General features: G+C 49.7%; 24 protein-coding genes. 15 read left to right on the forward strand and 9 right to left on the reverse strand.

Annotated features, from left to right (window positions below):
• Positions 1-37 precede the first annotated feature (37 nt).
• Positions 38-628 (reverse strand): Crp/Fnr family transcriptional regulator, encoded by a 591-nt coding sequence (locus HWI92_RS10760; RefSeq protein ID WP_229249305.1) that lies wholly within the window; start codon positions 626-628, stop codon positions 38-40.
• Positions 629-844: 216 nt separating this feature from the next.
• Positions 845-1,435 carry a hypothetical protein gene (locus HWI92_RS10765; RefSeq protein WP_229249307.1) on the reverse strand — a complete coding sequence of 197 codons (591 nt, stop codon included), beginning with the start codon at positions 1,433-1,435 and terminating at the stop codon, positions 845-847.
• 424 nt (positions 1,436-1,859) lie between these two features.
• Between HWI92_RS10765 and HWI92_RS10770 the strand changes: the two genes are divergently transcribed.
• Positions 1,860-3,110 carry a phthiocerol/phthiodiolone dimycocerosyl transferase family protein gene (locus tag HWI92_RS10770; protein WP_204663570.1) on the forward strand — a complete coding sequence of 417 codons (1,251 nt, stop codon included), beginning with the start codon at positions 1,860-1,862 and terminating at the stop codon, positions 3,108-3,110.
• Here the strand turns inward: HWI92_RS10770 and HWI92_RS10775 are convergent.
• Complete coding sequence (locus tag HWI92_RS10775) at positions 3,082-3,444, reverse strand: winged helix-turn-helix transcriptional regulator (protein WP_204663572.1); 363 nt, start codon at positions 3,442-3,444, stop codon at positions 3,082-3,084. The two genes, HWI92_RS10770 and HWI92_RS10775, sit on opposite strands and share 29 nt — an antisense overlap.
• Positions 3,445-3,573: 129 nt before the next feature.
• Here HWI92_RS10775 and HWI92_RS10780 point away from each other — a divergent pair, with 129 nt between their 5' ends.
• Together HWI92_RS10780 and HWI92_RS10785 are read left to right on the forward strand one after the other, a co-directional pair.
• Positions 3,574-4,362: an SDR family oxidoreductase gene (locus tag HWI92_RS10780; RefSeq protein WP_204663574.1), complete on the forward strand. Its 789-nt coding sequence runs from the start codon at positions 3,574-3,576 to the stop codon at positions 4,360-4,362.
• A 66-nt stretch (positions 4,363-4,428) separates the two neighbouring features.
• Positions 4,429-4,752: a nuclear transport factor 2 family protein gene (locus tag HWI92_RS10785; RefSeq protein WP_204663576.1), complete on the forward strand. Its 324-nt coding sequence runs from the start codon at positions 4,429-4,431 to the stop codon at positions 4,750-4,752.
• 49 nt (positions 4,753-4,801) lie between these two features.
• Here the strand turns inward: HWI92_RS10785 and HWI92_RS10790 are convergent, their stop codons facing one another.
• Complete coding sequence (locus tag HWI92_RS10790; RefSeq protein ID WP_204663577.1) at positions 4,802-5,092, reverse strand: hypothetical protein; 291 nt, start codon at positions 5,090-5,092, stop codon at positions 4,802-4,804.
• A gap of 414 nt (positions 5,093-5,506) precedes the next feature.
• Here HWI92_RS10790 and HWI92_RS10795 point away from each other — a divergent pair, with 414 nt between their 5' ends.
• The 6 genes from HWI92_RS10795 (at position 5,507) to HWI92_RS10820 (ending at position 10,319) form a co-directional block, all read left to right on the forward strand.
• The gene (locus HWI92_RS10795; RefSeq protein ID WP_204663579.1) at positions 5,507-6,475 is read left to right on the forward strand and encodes a virulence RhuM family protein/type II toxin-antitoxin system death-on-curing family toxin; all 969 of its coding nucleotides are present in this window, start codon (positions 5,507-5,509) and stop codon (positions 6,473-6,475) included.
• Positions 6,476-6,525: 50 nt separating this feature from the next.
• Complete coding sequence (locus HWI92_RS10800) at positions 6,526-7,041, forward strand: DUF6934 family protein (protein WP_204663581.1); 516 nt, start codon at positions 6,526-6,528, stop codon at positions 7,039-7,041.
• Between the two features lie 29 nt (positions 7,042-7,070).
• Positions 7,071-7,253 carry a hypothetical protein gene (locus HWI92_RS10805; protein WP_204663583.1) on the forward strand — a complete coding sequence of 61 codons (183 nt, stop codon included), beginning with the start codon at positions 7,071-7,073 and terminating at the stop codon, positions 7,251-7,253.
• 135 nt (positions 7,254-7,388) lie between these two features.
• On the forward strand, positions 7,389-8,306 hold the full coding sequence (locus tag HWI92_RS10810) for a hypothetical protein (protein ID WP_229249309.1): 918 nt from the start codon (positions 7,389-7,391) through the stop codon (positions 8,304-8,306).
• 163 nt (positions 8,307-8,469) lie between these two features.
• Positions 8,470-9,375 carry an alpha/beta fold hydrolase gene (locus HWI92_RS10815; protein WP_204663585.1) on the forward strand — a complete coding sequence of 302 codons (906 nt, stop codon included), beginning with the start codon at positions 8,470-8,472 and terminating at the stop codon, positions 9,373-9,375.
• Positions 9,376-9,470: 95 nt separating this feature from the next.
• Positions 9,471-10,319: a helix-turn-helix domain-containing protein gene (locus HWI92_RS10820; RefSeq protein WP_204663587.1), complete on the forward strand. Its 849-nt coding sequence runs from the start codon at positions 9,471-9,473 to the stop codon at positions 10,317-10,319.
• Positions 10,320-10,354: 35 nt separating this feature from the next.
• Here HWI92_RS10820 and HWI92_RS10825 read toward each other — a convergent pair whose 3' ends face one another.
• Together HWI92_RS10825 and HWI92_RS10830 are read right to left on the reverse strand one after the other, a co-directional pair.
• On the reverse strand, positions 10,355-13,297 hold the full coding sequence (locus tag HWI92_RS10825) for a CBM96 family carbohydrate-binding protein (RefSeq protein WP_204663589.1): 2,943 nt from the start codon (positions 13,295-13,297) through the stop codon (positions 10,355-10,357).
• Positions 13,298-13,518: 221 nt separating this feature from the next.
• Positions 13,519-16,917, reverse strand: a complete 3,399-nt coding sequence (locus tag HWI92_RS10830) for a malectin domain-containing carbohydrate-binding protein (RefSeq protein ID WP_204663591.1) — start codon at positions 16,915-16,917, stop codon at positions 13,519-13,521.
• Between the two features lie 215 nt (positions 16,918-17,132).
• On the opposite strand from HWI92_RS10830, the gene HWI92_RS10835 reads away from it, so the two are divergent.
• Positions 17,133-19,040 (forward strand): tetratricopeptide repeat protein, encoded by a 1,908-nt coding sequence (locus HWI92_RS10835; RefSeq protein ID WP_204663593.1) that lies wholly within the window; start codon positions 17,133-17,135, stop codon positions 19,038-19,040.
• A gap of 150 nt (positions 19,041-19,190) precedes the next feature.
• Here the strand turns inward: HWI92_RS10835 and HWI92_RS10840 are convergent, their stop codons facing one another.
• The 3 genes from HWI92_RS10840 to HWI92_RS10850 form a co-directional block, all read right to left on the reverse strand.
• On the reverse strand, positions 19,191-20,012 hold the full coding sequence (locus HWI92_RS10840; protein WP_204663596.1) for an alpha/beta fold hydrolase: 822 nt from the start codon (positions 20,010-20,012) through the stop codon (positions 19,191-19,193).
• A 302-nt stretch (positions 20,013-20,314) separates the two neighbouring features.
• Complete coding sequence (locus HWI92_RS10845; RefSeq protein WP_204663598.1) at positions 20,315-21,085, reverse strand: SDR family oxidoreductase; 771 nt, start codon at positions 21,083-21,085, stop codon at positions 20,315-20,317.
• A gap of 37 nt (positions 21,086-21,122) precedes the next feature.
• Complete coding sequence (locus HWI92_RS10850; RefSeq protein WP_204663600.1) at positions 21,123-21,878, reverse strand: SDR family NAD(P)-dependent oxidoreductase; 756 nt, start codon at positions 21,876-21,878, stop codon at positions 21,123-21,125.
• A 104-nt stretch (positions 21,879-21,982) separates the two neighbouring features.
• Between HWI92_RS10850 and HWI92_RS10855 the strand changes: the two genes are divergently transcribed.
• The 5 genes from HWI92_RS10855 (at position 21,983) to HWI92_RS10875 (ending at position 25,088) form a co-directional block, all read left to right on the forward strand.
• The gene (locus HWI92_RS10855) at positions 21,983-22,336 is read left to right on the forward strand and encodes a winged helix-turn-helix transcriptional regulator (protein WP_204663602.1); all 354 of its coding nucleotides are present in this window, start codon (positions 21,983-21,985) and stop codon (positions 22,334-22,336) included.
• 30 nt (positions 22,337-22,366) lie between these two features.
• Complete coding sequence (locus tag HWI92_RS10860; RefSeq protein ID WP_204663604.1) at positions 22,367-22,930, forward strand: Crp/Fnr family transcriptional regulator; 564 nt, start codon at positions 22,367-22,369, stop codon at positions 22,928-22,930.
• Between the two features lie 95 nt (positions 22,931-23,025).
• Positions 23,026-23,415: a RidA family protein gene (locus HWI92_RS10865; protein WP_204663606.1), complete on the forward strand. Its 390-nt coding sequence runs from the start codon at positions 23,026-23,028 to the stop codon at positions 23,413-23,415.
• 214 nt (positions 23,416-23,629) lie between these two features.
• The gene (locus tag HWI92_RS10870; RefSeq protein ID WP_204663608.1) at positions 23,630-24,163 is read left to right on the forward strand and encodes a hypothetical protein; all 534 of its coding nucleotides are present in this window, start codon (positions 23,630-23,632) and stop codon (positions 24,161-24,163) included.
• A 235-nt stretch (positions 24,164-24,398) separates the two neighbouring features.
• Complete coding sequence (locus tag HWI92_RS10875) at positions 24,399-25,088, forward strand: hypothetical protein (protein ID WP_204663610.1); 690 nt, start codon at positions 24,399-24,401, stop codon at positions 25,086-25,088.
• Positions 25,089-25,376 lie beyond the last annotated feature (288 nt).

Consider the following 25,376-nt stretch of genomic DNA (forward strand, 5'->3'; position numbering starts at 1 on the left):
CCTGCATCTGCGGATGTTAAATGTTCACTAATTTTCGCTATTTCCGGAGTCGTTTTCTGATCCGGCTTAATGATGGGTTTGTTATACCCAAAAAAGAGGAAATGTGATAGGCCGGGATACGCTCCACCAGATTCGGATGCGCTTCCAGCAGCCGCAGGTAGCGCTCTTCATGCGAAAAAAGCACAAATTCCTCGGTGCGCGTCTGGGCATAAGAAAAGAACAGCTCTGCCAGCAGCCGCCCGAACTTTGCCCAGTTGGGACTGGCCTCATACAGCCTGTTGAGGTCTTTGTAAGAAATAAAAACGATTTCGGAATCTTCCAGGGCTTCGATATAGTACCAGCAGGCTTTTTGCGAAATAAAACTCCTGAAAGAGACGACAAACTGGTTTTCCGAAAAAAAGAAAAGGTTTTTGTCCGTCTGCGTCTTCGGGTCGTGATAGTAGATACGAAAGATCCCCTTGACGATCAATCCAAGGTCATTGCAGACCATACTCTGCATATTAAAAAAATCGCCTTTTTTAATGGTCCTCGGCTTCCAGAAAGGCTGACCTTCGGCAATGTCCTTGTCTGTCAGCGAAGCAAAATTCCGCAGGTGACTGGCCAGGATTTCATTTTTGTCGCTCATCATACGTGGTTTACTGACAGGAAAACGGCGCAGCTGAAAAAAAAGCAGGCAACTTTCCCGTAAACAAATTTACAAACGTCCCGATCTTCGCGAGCTGGCCGCGGCATAAAAAGTATGCGCTCTTTCGATCCGCAGTATTGGGTAAATTTAAGAAACATGGCCCATTGCCGACGAGGCATTTGCCTGCTTGCAATGAGCCATGAAAGACGTCCGTAAAGCTCAGGCAGCAACCGGTGCATTATTGATTGTTTTTCCTAAACGAAAAGCCGCCAGCAAAAAGTAAAATGCACCAAAAGCTGCGTAACCAGCCAGAATATCCACCCCGGCGTCGGAGTTATTTGCTTTGAGAAAGATAGAAACACCCGCCAGCATTGACTGGCCGCCACTGATGATCATCGGCCACTGACCGTCCAGTTGCCTGCGCCTGTGCAAACCCAGGATCAGCTGTATCAGGCCGGTCAGGATTGCCCAGGCACTAAATACGACCAATGCACCTGCAATGCCTCTTTGCAGCGCAACCAGGACTGCAATGGTCGTGGTAATGCCAATGACGATGTTTACATACTGTGGTACTTTACCGGCAGCCGGCGGATTGGACCTGATGTCGAAAATGGTTGCGAGCACATCCCATGCCGGGTAAATGATGAACAGGATCATCGCAAGAGATGGGTTTGTTTTGGCTGCTACGGTGACGAGCAATGCCCATAAAACCGAGAATGCTGCACGGACAAAATAAAGGGTTCGCAGGGATTTGGCAGTTTCAGCAGCCTCGCTGCTGAAAGCCATGGCGGATGTGTCGGGTGACTTCATGATGTAACATTTTTGTTATTTGCTACATCAAAATTCGGCATTGGCCGTGTCGCCGATTTTCACCTAAGTTAAAAACGGCAGAAAAAAACCGATTTATTTAAGATGAAACCGGCAGCATTGCCTGCACTCATTGCTGCTTGCCAAATGCTGCCAGGCAAGCTCCTATTTGTACACGGCAACTTCAACGGATCAGGATTGGAATTTTTGCATAACTACCGGAAACCTACATCCGGTATCAGGTTGTAACCGGTCGTAGCTGTTTTTTCAGATATCCTGTCGTGCCATGCAGCCTAAACCGCAGGTGGTGAAATGTACATGACAGTTCAACTTTTGTCCATTCTCTCCCGCCTTCCCGCCCGCCAATTTTGCATTCAGTTCAAAGGAGCCGGTACAGTGCCGCTCCCTCATCTTAACGCAATGCAAAATGAAAAAACAACAGAACCGCACCCTGGGTGCATTTGAAAAAACATTCTGGCTGCTCGACCAGATTGATTCCAAAGACTTCTGCCTGGCCGCAGACATTTCAGGAACCCAGCCCGTTGAAAAATGGCGGAATGCCATTGATTTGGCACAACAGCGTCATCCAAATCTTTCTGTGAAAGTGGTGCTGGATAAGTTGGGAAGACCCGCGTTGCAGCACGTCGACAATCTTCACATTCCACTCCGGGTTGTGCATGCGGAGCAAAATTACCGCTGGGAACAGGAAGTTGAAAAGGAGCTTTCTGTTCGGTTTAACACGCAAGAAGGTCCACTGTTAAGGGTTGTACTAGTTCAAAAAACAGATAGCACTGTTTTGATTCTGGCTGCTAACCACACTATTTCTGACGGCACCTCATTGAGCTATTTGACACGCGACATTTTGCTGGCGATTACAGGAAACGAGCTTGCATTACTCGAACCGCAAGTATCCAATGACGAAACACTCGACTTGCCGGAAGACCTGCCTGCACAGACGGTCGATCAGGTTTTGGAACTGAAAATGAAGACGGATATCGTTAACCCATTAGTTTCCTCACACCGCTTTTCTGAAATCGTAACGCACAACTTGCTCGAACGTGCCCGACAGGAAAACACAAGCGTTCACGGCGCTATATGTGCGGCGGTGTTAATGGCTTCACGGAAGTTGCGTCCGGAATGGGACGAGACGAGAATGGAGCTGGTTTCGCCCGTTTGCACGAGAGGCGCGCTGAACCTGGACGATAACTTTGGGCTGAACATTACCACGCAATCTGTATTTTTCGAAAACCAGCGGTACTTGTCCTTCTGGGATTTGGCAAGACTCGCGAAGGCGGGGCTCGCCGGCACTAGTTCAGCTGAATATACAACCGGCTATCTGTCGTTCTTCCGCGACCTGGTATTTGGTCATAATGATGTACAGCAAATGCTGGATGCCTTGAAGCAGGCATTTAATCATCACATTATGGTTACTAATCTGGTGAGGGTAAGATACAAGACAGATTTCGGGCCACTGAAATTGCAAGCCTTGTATGGCCCGATGGTGCGCTCGGGAAAAGGAATGGAACAGACAATCGGCGCATTGACGACCAACGGTTCGCTCTGCCTGACCAATACGAGCGATACACCCATTCCCGGCTTGCTGCTGGAAATAGAGCAGATTCTGGAAAAGGCTTGTGAGGAAAACGTGGTCACGAAGACTGCATGTTCTTTTCGATAAGCATGCGCAAACGCTCATCGTTCTCATCGCCCCACTGTCCGATGGCGCCGATGACGGGAATGAGTGATTTCCCAAAATCGGTGAGATAGTATTCGACTTTTGGAGGCACGACGGGATAAATGATTTTCCCCACCAGCTCGTGATTTTCGAGCTCTTTCAATTGCACATTCAACACCCGGCGGGATGCATCGGGAATTTTCCGTTGCAGCTCGCTGGGGCGTTGATGGCCCTGGTGGATAAACCACAAAAGCCGGATCTTCCACTTGCCGTAGAGCACTTCCCCGATCAGGTCGAGTCCGCAGTTTAGGTTGGGCATTGTCTTTCTTTCGTACATATTACAAAGGTAAATATATGCCCCCAGCAGTTCAATAGGGATAAATTTATCCCTATCTGAATCGTAAGTTCGTACTTGTCAGCGCTGGTTGTACTCCCGAATTTTGTCCTACACAAAACAATAAAGGACATGGATTTCAACTTTGAAAATGAACTGAAAGACAAGATTGCGCTGGTAACCGGCGGTACCAAAGGCGCCGGAAAAGCCATTGCCGAGCGGCTTCTGAAAGCAGGCGCAACGGTCATTGTTACTGCCAGAAATCAGCCGGAAGAGCAACCCCACAATATCCATTTTATCGCCGCCGATTTGAGCAAACCGGAAGGCACCCAGAAAGTGGTTGAAGAAATTCACAAGCAATTCGGTCGGCTGGATATCCTGATTAACAACCTGGGTGCGTCGGAAACGCCGGGTGGCGGCTTTGCAGTGCTGACCGACGAACAATGGGAAGAGACACTTCAAACCAATCTGCTGGCGCCCGTGCGACTGGATCGCGGATTCCTGCCCGACATGATCGCGCGCCGCGCCGGGGTGATCATTCACATTGCGTCCATTCAGGCAAAACTGCCTTTGTACGAATCCACATTGCCCTACGCCGCAGCCAAAGCAGGATTGGTTAATTACAGCAAAAGCTTATCTAATGAAGTTACGCCGAAAGGCGTGCGTGTGCTTACCGTTTCGCCGGGCTGGATCATGACTACCTCGTCCGTCCGGATGATGGAGCGCATTGCCGAAAGCACAGGGGGCACAATGGAAGAAGCGGAAAAAAGCGTCATGGACGCGCTGGGCGGCATTCCGTTCGGCAGAGCGGCGTGGCCGGAAGAAGTTGCGGAGCTGGTCGGTTTCCTGGTTTCACCAAGAGCAGCTTACCTCACCGGCACAGAATATGTGGTTGACGGCGGCACGGTCCGTACGATTTAAGGCAAGTATCTTTCAAATTTTATCAATACAAAATCGAGTTCTGATTTACTTAATATTTAAACAATCATGAAACTTCCGGAAAATATCGCGGGCTTTATTCAGGCGCAAAACGAGGCTGACAGCACTGCATTCGCCAATTACTTTACAGAACAGGCTATCGTTTCCGACGAGGACTCTTCTTACACCGGCAGATCTGAAATCAAACAATGGATCGAAGAGGCAATCGAGAAATATAAGATGCAATCGAAAGTCATTGATTTCAAACAAACCGGCTCAAAAGGTACGCTGATCGTAGAAGCAAGCGGCGACTTCCCCGGCAGCCCGGGCGTGATGCATTATCATATGGAGTTCGATGGCGAGCTGATCCGTTCGCTGCGCATTACGGGTTAACAGCAGATTGTAGATCAAAAAAGGGACTGACACCGCAGTCCCTTCATTTTTAAACCTTGTCTCCCAACTTCTGAAATCCCTCCACAAGTAAGTTCACATCAAAAAGCGCCGACTTCTCAGCCGTACCAAACGGAACATCCGAATGATAGATCGCCAGATCATGGATCACTTTCAGCGAATGCGCGAGCTCCTTGTAGCCCTGACATTCAATGAGGTACCAGAACTCGGCTTGTGACTGCGTCAGCGGATCGCCGACATTTGATGCGTGACATGCATCGTGCGTTGGGTTGACTGAATTTGCATTCGAGTCGATTCCTTCTTCATTCGTTAAAGTTTGCATATGACCATGAAAAAGAGTGAAAAATAAGGAGAGGTCACCGCAAACTTTAACGAATGAAACTACATCGGTCAGGTCTCGGGACTTGCACCCGTATGCCTCTCCAGGACCATTTTGGTCTGACATTTGAAAATAGTTTCATAAGAATTGTATTAAAGTTTGCGGGGTAAATATAGGAGAAAGTTTTGGATGGTAAAGTGCTGCAAGTTCACAGGCATAGCGCATCTGTGTATTTCTATTGGGTCAATACAAAGTCTACAAAGAGATAAAAGCAACCTTGAAATAATTGACAGCAGCTTTAAACTTCCAGGCAACATCATATACTCAGCCAGTTCCATCTGTCTTCCTCACCGCAGGATAATCCACCGAAGTATTTACCGAGCGTACTTCTATATTGGGTTCAAACAAACTGGAAATATGGAGAAGCAGATTGAGATTTATGAAAGTGCTGATGGCGGAGTTCAGATGGAGGTGTCGGTAAAAGATGGATCTATTTGGCTGAGTCAAAAACAGATTGCCGCATTGTTTGGCACGGAAGTACCTGCAATCAGCAAGCATATCCGGAACATATTTAATAGTAATGAATTGGTGCGAGAGGCAACTGTTTCCAAAATGGAAATAGTTGCGATGGAAGGAAAAAGGCATGTTTCCAGGGAACTGGAAGCGTATAACCTGGATATGATTCTGTCAATCGGCTACCGCGTCAATTCCGGCAAGGCTACCCAATTCCGAATCTGGGCGACCCAGCGGCTCAAAGACTATCTCGTCCAGGGCTATTCTATTAATGAACAGCGGCTTGCGCAGAAAAACCAGCAGGTGCAAACTTTGAAAGACGGAATACGGATTCTGAGCCGCGCGATTGAATACAAAGTTGACGACGCAGACACAAGCTGGCTAGCACATTTTGCAAAGGGGCTCGAATTGCTCGACGATTACGATCATGAAGCATTGGACCAGAAAGGAATCAGCCAGCGAGCAGCGACATACCCCGATTTATCATCTTATCAAAGCATTATTGAAACCATGCGGCAGGATTTCAACTCCTCCGTATTTGGAAAAGAAAAGGACGATAGTTTCCGGAGTTCGGTGGCGCAGATCAGCAAAGGATTTGGGGAAATTGATTTCTATCCGTCCATCGAGGAAAAAGCGGCTACCTTACTCTACTTAATCATCAAAAACCACTCTTTTGTCGATGGGAATAAACGGATTGCGGCGGCTTGTTTTCTGCTTTTTCTGAAAGTAAATGGTTTGTTAAATCCGGGAGCAAACGCGATTATCAGCAACGAAGCACTCGCAAGTCTTACACTATTCGCCGCAGCCAGCAAGCCGGAGGAAATGGAGACTGTGAAGAAGTTGATTGTGAGTGTTTTGAATAGGAATCAGTAGCGGCTACTATTTATAAAGTTCGCGGGGCTTTGCTATCTATTCACTAATACATGAACCTTCCAAGTTACAATACAGTCGCTTATGCCGAAAACGCCTTTCGTTTTTATAGTAAAGGCAACCACAACATGCTGATTGCTATCGTGAAGCTTCCCGAGAATGACAATGCATACAATCTGGGCTTTGGCGTTTGGGATCGTCAGACCAATAAGATTGATGATAAAATGTTGGTCAATAATGGTGACCGCGATATGATCCTGGCCACCGTGGCGAAAAAGGCACTTGAATACATTGACACACACCCGGGAATAAAGCTTTTAGCAACTGGTTCCGTCAGGAAGAAGGAAGGTTCGGACGGGTTCGAAATGCGACTGAGAACGCGCTTATACCAAATGGGCATCAACCAACATTATGACTATCTGGTGCAGCGCTACAACATTGAAGGTTTTAAAGCTGTCAAAAATAAGAAAGGTGATATTGAAGGAAATTGGCCGGCATGGAAGGGTGAATGGTTTCCCTTTGAGAAAGGTACCAACTATGATGCATTTTCGTTAAGTTTGAAAAGATGATATATTGATAATCAACAAGAGAGATCAACATGGCAACTCAAACGACAAAAAATCAAAAAGTAAGACAGACAAAAGCGGTTGAGTTCTTGATTGGAAATAAATCGTTTGTCTCCCCCGCTAAGACTTTCGTAATGCCTGATTTGTTTGTTAACCAAGCAAAAGATATGGCCGATTTTTTAAAGAAAAATCCACTTCCGCGTGGCAATCAGTGATTTAATCTGGTCTTTGCACATTACTGGCTAAGCTCAGAGCTTCAATACATCCCTACTTTCATAGGATTTCAGACCAGGATACAGCTACAAACGTGTGCCGAAGTCCAAGCTTATAATTCGCGTTTATAAATGTTCATGCTTTCCAGACTCACAATAAGAATCGCCACTATTATTCTCCTGTTTATTTCAACGTACACCCAGGCGCAAAACAAGACTCATTTAAATACTGACGAGCTTTCCCAGCGCACCAAACCCGCCCCTGAAAGCGTCTTCAAAATGTTCCGCGAAGCCGGAATGCAGCCGGTTAACCACATTCTGACAAAAGCTGAAAATGAAAGAGTAAGCAAGGCATTTGCCTTATTACCGCCGCTGCACCAGCGCATTTTGAGAGATCATTTATTCAGCATCAGCTTCATGGACAATATGCCGAACACGGCATTGACTTCGCCGGTCGATTCGGTTGGCGGCAAGAAAATGTTCAACATTACATTCCGGGCAGGTATATTAAATGAGACGATTTCGGAATGGGCTACTTGGAAAGAAAATTCGTGTTTCAAACCGGACGATACGCATTATAAAGTGCACGTGGAAGCGGGCACGATGGATGCATTTTTGTATGTGCTTTTGCACGAATCCACGCATGTGCTGGATGCGATGATACAGATCACGCCGCATTACAGCGAAAATGATTCGATTATTGCACCTACCCCATTTACAAAGGAGATTTGGCGACTGTCAAATGTACCTGAGCCGCCATTCGTGGATTCTCTTCTGGAACAAACGCGTTTCCGCAGCGGCAAGCCGGTTTCCAATACTCTGGCTCCGGAAGTATATGCAAGACTTTCAAAGACGCCTTTTCCTTCTTTATATGCCACGGCAGCATGGTCTGAGGACATTGCCGAGCTGGCGACCATTTATCACATGACCAGCCGATTGAAGCAGCCTTATTATATTGTGGTTACCAGAAACAATGTAGAAGTCGCACGCTTTGAGCCGATGAAAAATGCATTGGTCAGGAGCCGTTTGAGTCAGCTTTCGACATTTTACAAGTGACAATTTCGCCTTCCGGGATTCCATCCGGGAAAAATGTACAAGGCGGATGGACTTTTATCCATTCTTCCCGGGGGCAAAACCCACCACCTTTGTCATGTCGAAACGAAATGACAATCTGCTAATGGTTAGCAGATTAACTCCAAAACTCAAACTTACTGCTCACATGAAAACGCTTACGCTGGCCATCGCCCTTGTATTCACATTGATCCAAAGCCAAATCACTTTTGCACAAACACGCAAGCCCGCATCACTGGGAAGAGAAGAATACATTGAAGTAGAGAAAAATGTAAAACTGCACGTGATCGACCTTGGTGAAGGTCAGCCTGTGGTACTCATCCACGGGTGGCCACTGAACAATGAGATGTACGAATACCAATATCAATATCTGGTTGATAAAGGGTTCAGGGTGATCGGTATTTCCCTCCGTGGGTTCGGAAAATCGGACAGGCCTTATGGAAAATATGACTTTGATACCTTCTCCGACGACATTAAAGTGGTATTGGAAAAACTGAAAATTGAGAACGCAACATTGGGCGGATTTTCATTGGGAAGCGCCGTGACGCTCCATTTTGTTACCAAATACAAAGGTGCCCACATCAGCAAGCTGGCCTTATTCGGTGCAACCGGACCGTCGTGGAAACAGCGTGAAGGTTATCCCTACGGCATCACCGACCAGGGTGCGGCTGACCTTATCCTGCAAACCAAAACCAACCGCCAGCAACTGGTAGCCGGCTTCGGACAAGGCTTTGCCGGACAGGAAGGCAGCCTTTCGAAGGAATCGCTTCACTGGCTGGAAAGCATCAACCTGAACGCATCACCCTACGCTACAACCCAGGCGATCAGCGCGTTGCGTGACCTAGACCTGCGCCCTGAGCTGGCCCAAATCAAAATACCCGTCGCCTTATTCCACGGTGTGAATGACAAGCTGTGTGCTTTCACCAACTCGGAGCAGCTGCAAAAAGCGATCAAAGGTTCGTACATCGTGAAATTTGAAAAAAGCGGACACGGCTTGTTCCTGGAAGAAATGGATAAATTTAACTCCGAGCTCGAAAAATTTGCAAGGATGTAAATACATGACAAAAGCTGTGAGGTTTTCATTCTTCACAGCTTTTTCACCTTCATTTGAAAATAAAACAACATCAATCCCGAACTGCGTATATAGTCATGAGTACGAACGTTTTCAACAATAATTCTAAAACACTGGGGCTGCTGCAGGTTGGTCAGGCGCAAACGGATGTCATCAACGGACCCAGCTATAAAGAATACATCAAGATCCTTTACCTGCCCGCCGGTTACAGGCTCCGGGTAGATTTTGCGTGTTATGAAACCGAGCAGCCCACGCTTTTTTTCATTAGCCCGAATCAATATATCGAACTTGAAAAAGCGGGAGAAGAAAGCGGACATTTCATTTTCTATAACCGCGATTTCTACTGCATTCAGATTCACGATCAGGAAGTTGCGTGTGATGGTTTGCTTTTCAACAACATCCGTAATATGCCCAAAGTAGAGCTTCGGGAAGATGAATTCGCGTTTCTCAGCTATCTTTTCCAGGAAATGATCGGCGAATTTCAGTTGCAGGACAGCTCGCTGGAAGAAATGATGCGGACTTATCTCAAACAACTGCTGATCCGCGCCACGCGCTCCTGGAAAAGGCAGCACCTGACCCATGAAGTAACCGACCAGCAAAGTGACCTGGAATTTTTCCGCAAATTCACCCGGCTTGTGGAAGAGCATTACAAGTCCAAACACACCGTCGCGGATTACGCAGACCTGCTCTGTACAGCCCCGAAAACGATTACCCACAAATTCAACCGCCTGCGCCTTCCCCAGCCCAATGAAGTGATTAAGAACCGTATTATTCTGGAAGCAAAACGATTGCTGGCGCACACTTCGCTCACGGCCAAGGAAATTGCATACAACTTGGGTTACGATGATCCCGCCTATTTCAGCAGGCTGTTTATGGCCAAAACAGGCGAGTCACCGTCCGCTTTCCGGACGAACTTTGTGGCTTAGCAAATGCACGACAGCATTTACCTCCCAGCACGTCCCTACTCCGCTACCGCTACCTTGACAATCTCTGTAGCCGTCGCCGACTCGACTTTCAGAAGGTAAATACCCGGCTTCAAAGCATGGCCTGACAGATCGATAATTTCACTACCTGCGTGCTGAGGCGACCTGGTGATGGGAAAAGACCTGCCGGACTGATCAATGATGCGCATGGAAACCGGCCCTTCGTGCCGGCCGGAGATCCTGAATGCAAATTGCTTTCTCACGGGATTCGGGAACACGACGGAACCCTGATCCTTTTCTCGCAATGCCCTTTCCGGCTTGCGGACCTCGGCGGACTCCCTTGCACCATTCACAACTGGTCTGTTGGTAGTAATTACGAGCTGAGGCGGTGAGCCGGCAACATTTTCCCGGCTGTGAAACACCAGTTTCTTGTTGACAAATGTGGGATTCTTAACCACCAGGCTCACTACTTTGTCACCTGCCAGCTGCGACTGGACGAAGTTGGTGACATCTATTTCCCGGTATCCCGGATCGTCGTTCGTGGTGGCATGCGACAATTCCGTAAAGCTGTTCTTGGGCGCATTGTTGTAGGTAATGCCCGTTTCTGTCCAACTATCATTATCGACACTGAAAACAGAGGTATTCACCTCCATGGTACTCTCGACATTTACACCATAAATCCTGAGCCGGGCGGAGGTAATCTGCTGTATACCATTCAGCCCGAATTTCAGAAAGCTGTTGCGCGTGACATTGGATTCACCTGACTTCACGATCAGCTCCTGGGCGGTACCGAAATTTTCATCGGGAAAATCCGTGTACACGTAGGCATCAGCGATGGCGGGCAGTGCAACTGTATTTTTGATATAGGTAGCCGCAGGAAGAATTTCGATTGCCGCAACCGTGGGCAGGTCGGCAGTTCCGCTGGTAAAATTAAGGTTGATAGCGCCATCTGTGATCGTGACCGGGAAGACTTCTTCAATCGCCACACGCGGACCATTGCCTTTTGCATAAAGGTCGTACTGGGTCAGTTTCCTGGTTCCTTCAAGATCAACATTAAACAACCGCTTGCCGCCCAATCCCGGTCTGCTGGTACCGAACCAGATCTCAGCAAAATGCAGCACGACTACATAATCAGCATTGTTAACCGGAATGTTATACTGGAAAGATGTTGCACTGCGCTCGGTACGATACAGTACATCCTCAGCCGTAAAAAGGATTTCGTTGCCGGCAGGGATCTGGTATACCCGGTCAACACCGCCGTAATACTGATCAGGACCAAACACGCGTCCGTCAGAGGTAGTAAATCCCGGCCCGCCCGCGTCAATGCGGATGGTGACCGGACTGCCTGCGGATCTTACAACGAGGCTCACCTGCAATGTATCGCGGGTATAACCGGGCGCAGCAGCAATAACAGAAGACCGGTAGGTGCCCGGCAGCAATCCTGCGGCATTGATCCCGAATGACAGATTACCCGCGGCAGGTGCCGGCAGCACGAGCCAGGAATTATTGGGCGACTTGGTCAGTGTTACCGCCGGATTTCCTGAAAATGCCCTCAGAAAGGCAGATTGTGACGGCGTGGAACCGCCCTGTACAACCGCAAAATCCAGGTTCGAAGGCGCAAAAACAAGACGGGTGTCCGCAGCTTGCGGCCCCAGCTTCACCACCCAGTAATCATCCAACCCACGGCCAACCTCTGCCTTTTCTCCACCCCCCACGGACTGAGAGACCCCACCAAGGATAAAACCACCGTCTGCGGTTGCTTCCATATGAAACAGAATATCAGCGGACTGACCTCCCATCGTCTTGTCCCACTGCCGGGCTCCGTTGGCATCAACTTTGATGATCCAGTAGTCTGTATCGCCTCTTCCCCGGCGGTTTTCGGACTTATCATTGCCTGCCTGTTCATTGGAGGAACCACCGATCAGAAAACCACCATCCGGAGTTGGCCTGACGGCATACAGGGTGGCCGAAGGCGACGGATTGGTAGTAGGTCCACCAACGTAAGTCTTTCTCCATACGAGGGTACCCGCGCTGTTCAGCTTAACCAGCACATAGGGTCCATCGGTAACCTGCTCCTGAATCGCCAGCAGGTACCCGCCGTCGCTGGTCGGGATAATGTCATTTACCTCAGTACCGGTCAGCGGTAGGTTTTTGGTCCAGAGCACGGTACCTGAGGGAGCTATTTTAGCTACAAATGCGTCTGCCGAAGTGGCGGTCAGCTGTCTTACGCCTCCACCCAGTATAAAGCTGCCGTCGGGGTTAATGTTTATTTTTGCAAGGCGGTCGGCATTGCTGCCGCCAATGCTCTGCGTCCATTGAATATTGCCGCTGGCATTGATGCGTACGAGCCAGAAATCGCGCGATCCGGCAGATGGCTGTGTTTTGTCACCTCCCACGCCTGATATGGAAGAGCCGGCGAGGATGTATCCGCCGTCGGGTGTTTGCTTGGCATCTTCCAGCACTTCCTCACTTGGGCCACCAATGGTCTTATCCCAGATCTTATTTCCATTTGCATCTGTTTTGATGATCCAGAAATCACCGCGCCTGCCATTGCCTGTCACTTTATCATTCACACTCTTTTCGCCTCCGGCATCGGACTTGGAATATCCGGCGAGCACATACCCGCCATCAGCCGTCTGGAAAGTCTGCACGAGCCGTTCTTCCATGGCCCCGCCAAACGTTTTATCCCACTGCTTGCTTCCATTTGCCGATATTTTGACAATCCAGTAATCGTAATCTCCGCGGCTCGCCTGCGACTTATCGCCACTGATGGGGCCGCCCGACCTTCCGCCTGCGATAAATCCGCCGTCAGCGGTAGGTCTTACACTGGTGAGAATATCATTGCTGTTGGCTCCAAATACCTTTTCCCACACAATGGCGGGCTGCGCAATTACCTTTGTAGCGAGCTGCACAAGGATGAGCACCAGCAGGTAGCCATTACGGGCACGGAAGATGCTTTTGCGAAGTAGTTTTGTTTTCATAATGTTGATTGAAATGTTTGATTGTTAGATACTTGAAACAAAAGCTACCTACCTGCTGAATCTATCCCTGCTACTGAACTACAATCTGCCTGATTTTGAATTTTTTCTTAGTCTGGAAACCGGATGCAAGTGTGGCTTTGATGCACCTTTGAATACAGAAAAAAGAAAGGCCTTTTGAGCTCGCACTCAAAAGGCCTTTCACTCATTCATTTTGCTGCCCGCTATTCCACAAGAAGCATTTTGATGATCTCGGACCGCGTCCCGGACTGTACTTTGAGGAGATAAATGCCTGCGGTTAAAGAAAGATCAGCGATATCCGCACTGATCACCGGCTGGCCTGGCGTATGCGGTGCATGAACCTTCCGCGTAATGCCTGCCACGCTGGTCAGTTCCAGTGAAACCCGGCCAGTATGTCCGGCTGACAGGGTCACTGTAAACTGCTTGTGGACGGGGTTGGGAAATAGGTGTGACCTGCCGGCCGAAACATCTTTCAGAGCATCACCGTTTTCAGCTGTCATCCGAGCCGTTGCTTGCTGCGGAATGACCTCGATTGCCGATACAGTGGGCAGGTTTGCCGCGCCGCTCAGAAATGCAAGATCGAGGACGCCGTCGGTTACTGTTACCGTAAATGTTTCCTGAACTGCCCGCAATGCACCACCGGCTTTGGCATAAATGTCATAGTTGGTCAGCTTTCTGGCACCCTCCACGTCTACATGGAACCTGCGTTTTCCTGCACCTCCTGCCCCCCTGCCCGGCGCACCAAACCAGATTTCGGCGAAATGCAGGACTACGGTGACCAGCCCGTTCTGTACGGGAATCGCGTAGCTGAATGCAGCGGACGACCGCTCATTTTTGTAAAGTTCATCGTCGGTCGTATTCAGGATATCACCTGACGCAATGGAACTTACGCGATCAGTACCGCCATAATACTGGTCTGCGATAAAGGTTCGATTGTCCGTTGTGGTAAAAGCAGCCCCTCCTGCATTGATGCGCGCAGGACCTGCTACTGGCGGATTTTCAGTTTGAGGTAGCACTTCAATGGCCGCGATGCTTGGAATATTCGCGGCACCGCTCAGAAATTCAATGTTCAGCACCCCATCGGTTATAGTTACCTGAAAACTTTCCTGAATTGCACGCAAGGCACCGCCTGTTTTTGCAAAAATGTCGTAGTTGGTGAGGCGTCTGGCCCCTTCGATCTCCACATGAAACCTGCGTTTACCACTACCTCCCGCGCCTCTTCCCGGTACTCCAAACCATATTTCCGCAAAGTGCAGCACCACATTCACCCGGCCATTCTGCACGGGAATCTTGTAGCTGAAAGCCGCAGCAGAGCGCTCGTTCTGGTAAAGCGCATCGTCGGTTGTATTGAGAATCTGAACATTGCCTACAGAAGAAACCCGGTCTGTGCCCGCATAGTACTGATCAGCCGCAAAGGTGCGGTTGCCGGACGCATCCACCATGCCGCCACCTGCATTGATGCGGATAGCGCTTGGCGCTGGAGGCGTACATGCCATTCCCCCGGGATACTTGGCAGGGTCGGTATCATCACAGTCGGTATTGTTGCTCACATAACCGGCAGGCGCTTCACATGCCTGGATCGTTACCGCTGCATTGCCATATCCATCCTGATCATTATCCTGGTAAAAGGTACTCTGCCCCTCGTCGATCTGTCCGTTGCAGTTGTCATCAATACCATTACAAATCTCGGGCGCATTATGCCCTACTGCCGCATTCAGCGGTGCACAGTCGGTTGCATCAGGATCGCCGTCATTGTCATCGTCGGTATCAACGCAATCGGGTATATTGTCCCGGTCGGTATCGGTAGCTCTGATCGCAGCGACAAAAGGATTACCGTCACACGCAATTTCATCGGCATCAAGCTGCCCGTCATTATCATCGTCCGGATCGGCATTGTTACCGATGCCGTCACCATCTGTATCCACAGACTCGTCTGCATTGAGTGGAAATCTGTCGTAAATGTCTGCTATCCCGTCATTGTCATCATCTGTATCTGTGCAGTCCGGTATGTTATCGCGGTCCGTGTCAGTCGCTTTGATGGCTGCAACAAATGGATTTCCGTTACAGGCAAGCTCATTCGCATCCGACTGCCCGTCGTTGTCGTCGTCAGGATCGGCATTGTTGCCAATCCCGTCTCCGTCTGTATCAGTTGTTTCCAGCGCATTCAGCGGAAAGGCATCGTATATGTCGGGCGTGCCGTCATTATCATCATCCGCGTCGCAGGCATTTCCGCTTCCGTCTTTGTCATAGTCGGCCTGGTCGCTGTTGGCAGCCAGCACACAATTATCAATCGCGTCAGCCACTCCGTCCTGATCCGCATCAATGCGGCTGCCGTCATTATCCTGTGCTTCATATGAACCGATGTCGGAAAACGCAATCCCGTCATTGTTTCCGTCAAAAGGCCGCACCATCCCACGCTGGTCTTTGGAGGGAGTATTGGTATTATCCGGACTTCCGGCATTGATCGCCGGACTTCCCGGCAGTAAAGCCTGCGTATTCGTGGGACCTCCATTGTTGGCCAGTGCTCCCAGTTTCGGATCAAATCCGTAGATGTTGCCTGTTGTTGTCCCGGAAATGGTTCCCGCCTCGGTATTTTCGATCAGGTTGTAGCCCTGTGACACGATCTTGCCGCTCACATCCGGTCCGGTGACAGACCTGCCAGGTTGTTCAAGCACATTGTTGGCGACAATGGAATTGCGGATGTAGAGGAAACTGGTGGTAGCAATGCCGCCCCCGCCCCCGCTGCTGCGGGTTTGCACGTGATTACCGGTGATGGTCGTGTTCGTGACATTGAATGCGCCGCTGCTGTGGAAAATCCCGCCCCCATAGCTGGATACAACATTGTCACTGATGGTACAGTTGATTACATTGACAATCGACGGGTCCCCGAAAACCGAAGTTCCGTAGGCAATAATACCCCCGCCTAGACTAGCTAAATTATTATTGATCGTGCAATTGTTGATCGTGAGCAGGCCGTATCCGTTCCAGATTCCGCCGCCGCGTTGCGCGCGGTTATTGCTCACCACCATATTATTGAGGGTCACGGTGGAGTTGCTGGCAAAAATACCTCCACCTGCATTGTATTCATTGTTTTCTGCCCGGCCGCCGCTCACCGTCATATCATTCAGGGTGGCATTTGCCCCGTTCACAATCGTAAACAAACGCGTTCCAAAGTAGCCATCCCTGCCGTTGTCGGCCAGGATGGTGAGCATGCGCGCACCAGATCCCCTGATTGTGAGACTGCCGCTGGCCGTAATTTCCAGGGCAGGGCGAGCTACACGGATCGTTTGCGGAACAGTACCGAACACGCGGCTGTCAAAACTGATGACATTGTTATTGGGATCTGCGTTGGCATCAATAATCGCCTGCCGCAAACTACCCGGCCCGCTGCTGTTGGTATTCAGTACCAGGCTCAGCGTTACATTCTGGGCTGAGAGCCGGTGTGCGGGTAAAATCAGGCACATCACCGCCAGCATCAGCAAAGCGGCAACTTTTGGATTAATTATTTTAATACCTCGTCTGACATAGTCCGGCAACGCAGTATTATTCCCGGGTTTCAGGCGGGATAAAAGGCAGGCTTTTGGGTAAAGGTTCAGTAACATAAAGATGACTTTAACGATGGAAGTTGAATCTGTGACTACAAGATTTTGACAGCGCGGGCGGCATATCGGATCAGTCGGAATGAACAGGACGAAAGTCGCTTTTTACACAGGAAAAAATGGATTTTACCCCGGGACAAAAACGGGACAAATGCAAAACGTGCCATTGAGCATACCTGACAGGGATTTTTTGTCTCAGTTTCAGCTCAAAAACATCATTGAATACGATTATTGCCCTGACCGGCAGCTGCGTCTGGCAGGAAATTATTCTTATGAACAAACAATTTGCCCGTTACCCCGGCCTTGTATTGCTGATGATCCTGATGGTATCTTTCCATGGTGCTGCACAAACGCAATTTCTGGCGAAGGCTCCCCCGGAACAAAGGCTGCCTCAGCTGTGGCAATATTGTTCGGAGCACCTGATATCGGACTGGGATTCCACAGCCAGCCACAGGTTTCTGAATGCGGCGATTGCAACAGCAGACAGTTTGGGGGACAACAAATTAAAAGCCTACGCGCAGTATTTCCTGAAATGCTACCGGGTACTCTTCTCAAAACGGTATGAGCAGTATTTTCGGGAGGGCGATTACAAGCCGGTCGTAGCATTGCTTTCACGCACCAAAACATGGGCAGAAAAAAACAGGTACCGGGACATTGCGGCAGCCTGTGAGCATGTTACAGGCGGCGTGTACTTCCGGGCAGCACGCTATGGAGCCGCCTTTGAGCATTTGCTGCTGGCCCGGAAAGCTTTTGAAGCAATCGGCTACGAGCGGGTTCCCAATGCGTCCGGGTACCTTTTTGATCTTGGATTATGCTACTACCATTTTGAAGAACAGGATAAGGCACTGGCTGCTTTCCTGGAAGCTACCCGGCACCCGTTTTATGTTTCCCGCATTCAGCTGAATACTTTGAACACCATCGGCATGATCTACGGTCTGAATAAAGAGTGGGATCGTGCGGCCGATTTTTACCGGAAAACCATAGCGCAGGCTGCTGCCTACCATGATACGGTTTGGGTGGCGATCGGTGCAGGTAATCTGGGGCAGGTTTTTCTGAGAAAACAGCAGCCTGACGATGCACTCAAGTACCTCCGCCAGAGCTATAACATTACCCGGATCGTCGCAAACGGAGCGCCGGAAGACGCGGCGTACAGCGCGATAGGACTGGCACTTGCTTTTACACGAAGAAAACAACCCGACAGTGCACGGTATTACCTGCAAAAAGGCCGTGAGCTTGCACTGGCACATATTCCGGGATCTACGGAACGACTGGACTACCGCGTGCGCCTGCTGGATGCTACCATAAAGTTCAACAGGTCGATCGGCAACTATGTCACTGCATTCCAGCTTTCGGACACGATGAGCGTCGTCAAAGACAGCCTGCGAAGGATACTCGATAACCGGATCGTGGACCGGGCGGTTGAAAAGTCGGAGGCGGAGCGTTACCAGACCGAGCTGAACCTGCTGACGAGCCAGGAAAATCTGAGCAGATTAAGATTTTACGTGTTACTGGCTACCCTGCTGGGTGTCGTGACCATCGGAACTTTGCTTTTCAGCCGTTTCCAGGTCCGCAAAAAACGACAGTTTGAACTGGCAGAAAAAGAAAAAGCATTTTTGGCGCTCGAAAAGAAGCTGGTAGAAGAACAGCTGCATCATGCCGAAGAACTGCTGAATGCCAATCTGAAAACATTGAAGGACAAAGCCCAGCTGATAGACAGTCTGACCACCGAACTGCAATACCTGAAAGAAAGCGATCAGCAGGTGATGGCGACGTCTATGGCTACGCGGATCGAACAACTGGTGTCGGCAACCATCCTGACCGAAGAGGACTGGCGGAAGTTCAGGACATTGTTTGACCAGACCTACCCGGGATTCAGTTTCAGGCTGCGGGAAAAGTTTCCGGACCTGTCCCCCGCCGAAACCCGGCTGCTGATCTTAACCAAACTGAAGTTGTCCAATTACGAAATGGCCCAGATGCTGGGGGTTTCCGTAGACGCGATCCGGAAAGCCAGCTACCGCATCCGCAAGCGGTTTGAGCTGGCGAAAGAGGAAGGACTGGACATATTGATCCAGCATGTACATACGCCGGATGAAGACACAGGATCCTCCATGAAAAAGGCAGACTGACTCCCCTTAAAGATCGGCAAATACTTCCGGCTTACTGCTGCTCCCTCGCTAAGCGGAAATGATGGACAATAAAAAGGCCGGACGAGATAACCCCGCCCGGCCATTCCCCACCGACTCTCTGCAGAGTGCAGCACGCCGGAGTATGAGGCATTATTGCCGGATAAATTCCAGAATATCCTTGTTAATTGTTTCAGCCTCCGTAGTAGGCATTCCGTGCGGAAAGCCCGGGTAAGTGATCAGTTTACCATGCTTCAACAGCCCGGCGGCCTTCAATGCAGTAATCTGGTAGGGTACGATCTGGTCGTCCTCGCCATGCAGCACGAGCACGGGAACATCCACGCTGCGAAGGTCTTCGGTAAAGTCTGTTTCAGAGAATGCTTTGATACATTCATAATGTGCCAGTATGCTCCCCATCATTCCCTGGCGCCACCAGTTGTCGCGGATTCCCTGTTTCTGGACAGCTCCTTCCCGGTTGTAGCCGTAAAATGCTTCTGAAAAATCCTTGAAATACTGTGGACGCTGCGTGGCTGTGAAAGAACGGATTTCATCAAAAACGCTCATGGGCACGCCGTCGGGATTGTCTTCCGTCTGTACCATGACCGGTGTTACGGCGCTTACCAGCACGGCTTTTGCGACGCGACCTTTTCCATGTTTATGTACATACCGTATAACCTCTCCCCCGCCTGTAGAGTGACCAATGTGTATGGCATCTTTCAAATCAAGGTGTGCCACGAGCTCGGCCACGTCCGCTGCGTAAGTTTCCATTTCATGCCCCTGGTAAGTCTGGGAAGAACGTCCGTGCCCCCGGCGATCGTGGGCAATAACGCGAAAACCATTCTGCAGGAAAAACATCATCTGGTTATCCCAGTCATCGCTGGAAAGCGGCCAGCCGTGGTGAAAAACAACGGGTTGTCCTGTGCCCCAATCTTTATAGAACATTTCGGCCCCATCTCTTAACTTCAACGTGCTCATGATTTTCTTTTTTGAGTATAAAATTCTTCGGGCAATAAAGTAAGAATCGGAAGATTTTTCAAAACCAGAAGATCAAACTTGTATTAATTCGGCTGGCATGGCGCATGCATTGTTCCGCACTGGTGGAATATGGTTTGGTTTAGTCAGCCTCGTGCCGACATTTGAATACAAAAAACTGCTCTGGATTACCGGGAGGCGCATCGCTGCGGATTTTCCTTGCATTGTTATTTTGATAAAAATGCGGGTACTGGCCTGGCGGATTTGCTGAATTGTTCCTTCCATCCGCAACAATGCAAAACCACCTACTTCATCAAACTGAGGTTTGTCATGCCTCCGTCTGAGAGGATTTCGGTGCCGACGATAAAAGCCGAATCATCGGACGCCAGGAAAACTGCCGCTTTTCCGATGTCGGACGGGAGGCCCTGCCTGCCTACCGGGATCATGTCGATCCAGGTTTGCTTTACTTGTTCTAAATGCTCCTCAGGCACCAGTTTACCAAAAACCGGAGTGTCGATCGAACCTGGGGAAATGGTATTTACACGTATGTTCCTGCTCAGCAAATCCAGCGACAGGCCCTTGGCCAGGGAAATTACCGCGGCTTTGGCGGCACTGTATATGGCCATTCCCGGCGCGGCGCGGTGAGCTGCACTCGATCCGATCAGGATCACCGATGCTCCATCGTTCAGATACGGAAGTGACTTCTGCACTGTAAAATAGGCGCTTTTCAGGTTGAGGTCCATATAACGGTCATAACCTTCTTCGGTCACGTCGCTGATGGAGCCCATCGGGATGCCGTCCACCACACCGCCTGCATTCACCACCAGCACATCGATTTTCCCGAACTTGTCAGCCGTTTTCCGGAAAATATTTTCCAGGTCATGCTGATTGGTAACATCGCCCTGAATACCAATAAATGCTTCGCTCAACGCTTCTGTAGAACAGTCCAGCGTCGCCTGGTTGCGTCCTGTGATCGCGCCGGTTGCGCCTTCTTTCTTGAATGCCTCGGCAATTCCGAAGCCTATGCCGCTGTTGCCGCCGGTTATCACGGCTACTTTGTTTTTTAGCTTTTCCATGTTTTTTCTGTTAAAAATAAAAAGGCAGGTACCCGGCTTAAAGCCCGTAAATGCCGCCTGAAACCGATATTTTCTCGCCGGTAATCCAGGCTGAGTCGTCGGAAGCCAGGAACACCGCTACCCGCGCGATGTCGTCGGGCTGACCGGTGCGCCCGAGCGGTGTGGTGGCGATGAGTTTGGCTTCAAAGTCGTTGCCGATAAAACCTGCACTGCGCGACCCTTCGGTTTCTACCACGCCGGGCAGAATGGAGTTGATCCGGATGTTTTTGCCGCTGAATTCTTTGGAAAGGGAAACGGTAATGGCATCCAGTGCGGCTTTGGTTGCCGAGTAGACCGATCCGGTGGGAAGGGGCGTGCGGCCTGCTTCGGAGCTGATGTTGATGATGTTGCCGCCGGTTTCCCCAAACAATTTCACCGCAGCCTGGATGGCTAATATGGAACCCAGCACATTGATGTTAAACTGGTCATGAAAGGTCCGGGCGGATATCTGCTCAATGGGTTCGTACTGGTAAATGCCCGCATTGTTCACCAGAATATCCAGCGAACCGAATGCATTGCTGGTTTCTTCAAAAAGCCGTGCAATGTCGTTTTCGTTTGAAACGTCTCCCTGTACGGCAATGGCACTACCCCCATTTTCGGTAATTGTCCGCACTACTTTATCCGCATCTTCCTGGCTGGATGCATAGTTCACAACTACCTTTGCCCCTTCTGCCGCGAATTGCCTGGCGATCGCCGCGCCTATGCCTTTGGATGCGCCCGTAACCAGGGCTACTTTGTTTTCTAATTTGCTCACTGCTTCAATCCATTAAGTTTAGGCTGCAAAGCTAGGTGGAGGTTGTTACTTTTCGTAACTTTGTATTGAAAAGTAACAGTAATATCGAGGTAACCAACTAACCTATGCAGTGCGAACCCCGTCAGACTGACAAGCATAAAAAGGAAATGATGGCCGTCCAGGATTCAATGGACGTGCTGAATGGCAAATGGAAAATTTCGATTATTTCGTCGATCTGCTTTTATAACAAAAGGCGGTTTTCGGACATCCTGAACGACGTGGAAGGTATTTCCAACAAAATGCTGAGCAAGGAGCTGAAAGAACTGGAAATTAACCAGTTGGTGAAACGTACCGTGCTCGACACCCAGCCTGTGACGGTCCAGTACGAGCTGACGGAGCACGGTCTCACCTTGAAAACCATCATTAACAACCTCACCGACTGGGGCCTGGCGCACCGGAAGAAGATTATCGGGGAATAGGTACGTTCACTTTAAAAACCCCGCGTGACCATGGAATCAAAATTGCGGCAGCATATAGAAAAGCTGGTGCCTTTGACAGACGATGAATTTGCGTTTGTCGAGAAGCATTTTACTTTTAAAAAATACAAAAAACATCAGTTTATGGTGCAGCAGGGTGAGCCCGTCCCCTATAATTATTACCTGCTTTCCGGGCTGACGAAACTGGTATATACCGACGAGACTACCGACAGGCAGTACATTCTGTCATTTGCGATGGAGGACTGGTGGGACAACGATTTCCAGGCTTACTACACCCGCACCAGGGCTACGCTGTCCATGGAATGCCTGGAAGATACGGAGGCGCTCTGCCTGTCGCTGGACGATTTCCATGCCCTGAGAACCGGCCTGCCGAAGATTGAACATTTCTTCCTGGAAAAAGTGATTGCGGGCTATTTCTCAGCCCAGCGCCGCATTCTTTCACTGATGACGTCCAGCGCGCAGGAGCGATATGCACAGCTCGCAGCACAACACCCCTCCTTATTGCAGCGCCTGCCCAAAACACAGCTGGCTGCCTACCTGGGCGTGTCCAGGGAAACCCTCAGCCGGCTGAACTGACGTGTGACCTGGCTCACACCAAAGTCGTGCGGTGGCTCACGTGATGGTTTTCGTTGCACCCGGTAGGTTTGCAGGGAAATCAATTGAAAGAAAAAATGGAAAAAAGCGTCATCAATCCCTGGCAATGGCAAAACGGGCGCCACTACGCGCAGGCAGTAGCAGTGAAGCAGGTCGAAAGTACATTTTACTGCGCGGGGCAGGCGGCTGTGCATGCAGACGGAACATCGAGTACGGCGGATATGCATACGCAGCTGCTCCTCGCGATCAGCAATCTCGAACAGGTTATCCGCGCAGCGGGCTTCGAAAGTAAAAATATTGTCCGGCTGAATGTGTACACGACCAATCACGAGGAGTTTTTCAAATGTTTTGACACTTTCGGCGAGTGGATTACAAGGAACGAAATCAGGCAGGCGGCAACTTTTTTTGAGGTGAAATCACTTTTTGAGACGCTATCGGTGGAGTTGGAAGCGACTGTGGTGAAGTGAGTGACGGCTACCGGGCAGCAACCTGCGCCCGGTAGCCGTTTTCGGCAACTTACGTGTGGGTGGCTGTAAGGTAATCATCCTAAATGGTTACAATTCCGGTAATAACTTCCCGTACCTGCATCCGGATTCGCCCCGCAACGTTGTCAGCAGGCCCGGGATGCTGCTGGAACAGAAATTGCTACACTGCTCACATTCATCAACATTAATAAACATCATGAAAAAATTAACCACAGGTATCGCGGCATTGATGCTGATCGCAGGCGGAACGCTTTTCGCACAAGGCACAACCAATCAGACCACACAGAAACAGGGAACCAGCACAACAACCCAGCAGGGCACCTCAACTTCGGACATGCAGAACAGCAGTACTACCAATAACGCTATCCTTCCTAGCGGGCAGCAGAACAGCGGACAGAACAGTAATATGCCTGCAACGCAGAGCAACAGCAACACCCAGGACAGCTCGTCGACGGGAAATGTAAATAACAGCACGACGAATAACGCCATCAATCCTACTGGACAGCAGAATGGCAGTTCATCCGATAAAAATTCTGCACCGCAGAGCAGCACCAATATGCAGGGACAGAGAACCGGCACAACCGGCACATCTGTAACCAGCGAAATGGATTCGACAAAAAGCACTATGACGGAAAATTCAGGCACCAGCAATACAGGAAAGTCTGACATGTCTGACAACAAATCAAAAAAGAGAAAGAAAGACAAAAAAGGTACTTCTGACCCGAATTGATTTGAAGCGTAACAAATAAAATAACCCCGGCCAGCCATGACCGGGGTTATTTTGTTTACGGTATTTCATTAAAATTTTTGAAGCCGCTCACCTGGACCTGCGAATGGATTTTCTGTCTTTTCACGGGCACGATTATGTTAAAGAGAGCAATAACCTGCATACCATTATTAAGTGCGGATGATGCACTCACCGCAAACTTCCCCGGCAGGTATACCTATTTAACTTCCCAACAACAATGAACCCATTCAAAGTAAAAGTTTTGTCCTTCGATCAAATTCACGAACTGCCCGGATCATGGGAAAAGAGTGATCTGGTGAATCTGCTGAATGCCATGGATTACGATAATCCGGCCGAGATCAAGGACGCTGAACTGAAAGAAATGTGCATGATGTCGCTGACGGATTATGAACCGGAAGAGGCTGCGAAAATTGTGCTGGACTATACCATTGCGGACCGCCTCACGGAGGGACAGCTCGCCAACCTGTCACACGAAATTCTGAGTGAAAAGCTGTGGGAGGAGTATCCTGAGCTGCACCTGCATCCTGATCTGTTCAGGTCTACGCAACTGTTGTACGATGCATTCAACGGCAAGTTCCCGCGGGCAGAGGCTGTCCGGTTCAGCATTGAAATTGAAGGAGATACAAGCATTTTTAATGAAAATCCCGAGGCACCGGTCGTCAGGATACTGGCTGGCGGCATGTCGGACCGTAGCCTGATCCACCGCCTGTTTTCAGATCAGCTTGCGGGAGACAAGTTTGACGAGGCAAAAGATATCCTATGGCAGTTGCATGTGGTTGCCAAAGGCGAAAATACGGTCACTTTCGACATTGTTAGCTCAACGTACTGGCTTGAAGAGATCAAATATGCGGATAGCTTTGAAGCCGGTTCACACGCGGATGCGGTTGCGGAAGATAATGCAGCCTAGCCGCAGCTCTCATAAATCAATGTCAGCCGGCCTGTCAAAACTGAAAATACCAGGACTACCGCCGGCTTAATAACAATTGTTTTCTCCGCCTGGGTTGAACCATGCCCGGCATGTAACCCAGGCGGAGTTATTACCCTGTCAGGCTTGACCCGCAAGACCGGGCCGGCCAAAAGATCCTTCACAAAACATTTACACCCATCCGTCATCCGCAATGATGTGTTTTCAAAAAAGGAAAACCTGTTGCTTCCAAGGTTGGTAGTCAGTGCTGTTACCTTCCTCTCACTTACT

Origin of the sequence: Dyadobacter sandarakinus (assembly GCF_016894445.1) — a bacterium.
GTDB classification, from domain to species: Bacteria; Bacteroidota; Bacteroidia; order Cytophagales; family Spirosomataceae; genus Dyadobacter; species Dyadobacter sandarakinus.

Excerpts from the sequence above, each read along its gene's own strand:
- HWI92_RS10860 (WP_204663604.1), top strand. The coding sequence starts at position 22,367 with ATGGAATCAAAATTGCGGCAGCATATAGAAAAGCTGGTGCCTTTGACA.
- HWI92_RS10765 (WP_229249307.1), bottom strand. The coding sequence starts at position 1,435 with ATGAAGTCACCCGACACATCCGCCATGGCTTTCAGCAGCGAGGCTGCT.
- HWI92_RS10815 (WP_204663585.1), top strand. The coding sequence starts at position 8,470 with ATGAAAACGCTTACGCTGGCCATCGCCCTTGTATTCACATTGATCCAA.
- HWI92_RS10810 (WP_229249309.1), top strand. The coding sequence starts at position 7,389 with ATGCTTTCCAGACTCACAATAAGAATCGCCACTATTATTCTCCTGTTT.
- HWI92_RS10805 (WP_204663583.1), top strand. The coding sequence starts at position 7,071 with ATGGCAACTCAAACGACAAAAAATCAAAAAGTAAGACAGACAAAAGCG.
- HWI92_RS10865 (WP_204663606.1), top strand. The coding sequence starts at position 23,026 with ATGGAAAAAAGCGTCATCAATCCCTGGCAATGGCAAAACGGGCGCCAC.
- HWI92_RS10800 (WP_204663581.1), top strand. The coding sequence starts at position 6,526 with ATGAACCTTCCAAGTTACAATACAGTCGCTTATGCCGAAAACGCCTTT.
- HWI92_RS10795 (WP_204663579.1), top strand. The coding sequence starts at position 5,507 with ATGGAGAAGCAGATTGAGATTTATGAAAGTGCTGATGGCGGAGTTCAG.
- HWI92_RS10855 (WP_204663602.1), top strand. The coding sequence starts at position 21,983 with ATGCAGTGCGAACCCCGTCAGACTGACAAGCATAAAAAGGAAATGATG.
- HWI92_RS10870 (WP_204663608.1), top strand. The coding sequence starts at position 23,630 with ATGAAAAAATTAACCACAGGTATCGCGGCATTGATGCTGATCGCAGGC.
- HWI92_RS10830 (WP_204663591.1), bottom strand. The coding sequence starts at position 16,917 with ATGTTACTGAACCTTTACCCAAAAGCCTGCCTTTTATCCCGCCTGAAA.
- HWI92_RS10825 (WP_204663589.1), bottom strand. The coding sequence starts at position 13,297 with ATGAAAACAAAACTACTTCGCAAAAGCATCTTCCGTGCCCGTAATGGC.
- HWI92_RS10760 (WP_229249305.1), bottom strand. The coding sequence starts at position 628 with ATGATGAGCGACAAAAATGAAATCCTGGCCAGTCACCTGCGGAATTTT.
- HWI92_RS10790 (WP_204663577.1), bottom strand. The coding sequence starts at position 5,092 with ATGCAAACTTTAACGAATGAAGAAGGAATCGACTCGAATGCAAATTCA.
- HWI92_RS10845 (WP_204663598.1), bottom strand. The coding sequence starts at position 21,085 with ATGGAAAAGCTAAAAAACAAAGTAGCCGTGATAACCGGCGGCAACAGC.
- HWI92_RS10785 (WP_204663576.1), top strand. The coding sequence starts at position 4,429 with ATGAAACTTCCGGAAAATATCGCGGGCTTTATTCAGGCGCAAAACGAG.
- HWI92_RS10840 (WP_204663596.1), bottom strand. The coding sequence starts at position 20,012 with ATGAGCACGTTGAAGTTAAGAGATGGGGCCGAAATGTTCTATAAAGAT.
- HWI92_RS10770 (WP_204663570.1), top strand. The coding sequence starts at position 1,860 with ATGAAAAAACAACAGAACCGCACCCTGGGTGCATTTGAAAAAACATTC.
- HWI92_RS10875 (WP_204663610.1), top strand. The coding sequence starts at position 24,399 with ATGAACCCATTCAAAGTAAAAGTTTTGTCCTTCGATCAAATTCACGAA.
- HWI92_RS10820 (WP_204663587.1), top strand. The coding sequence starts at position 9,471 with ATGAGTACGAACGTTTTCAACAATAATTCTAAAACACTGGGGCTGCTG.
- HWI92_RS10780 (WP_204663574.1), top strand. The coding sequence starts at position 3,574 with ATGGATTTCAACTTTGAAAATGAACTGAAAGACAAGATTGCGCTGGTA.
- HWI92_RS10775 (WP_204663572.1), bottom strand. The coding sequence starts at position 3,444 with ATGTACGAAAGAAAGACAATGCCCAACCTAAACTGCGGACTCGACCTG.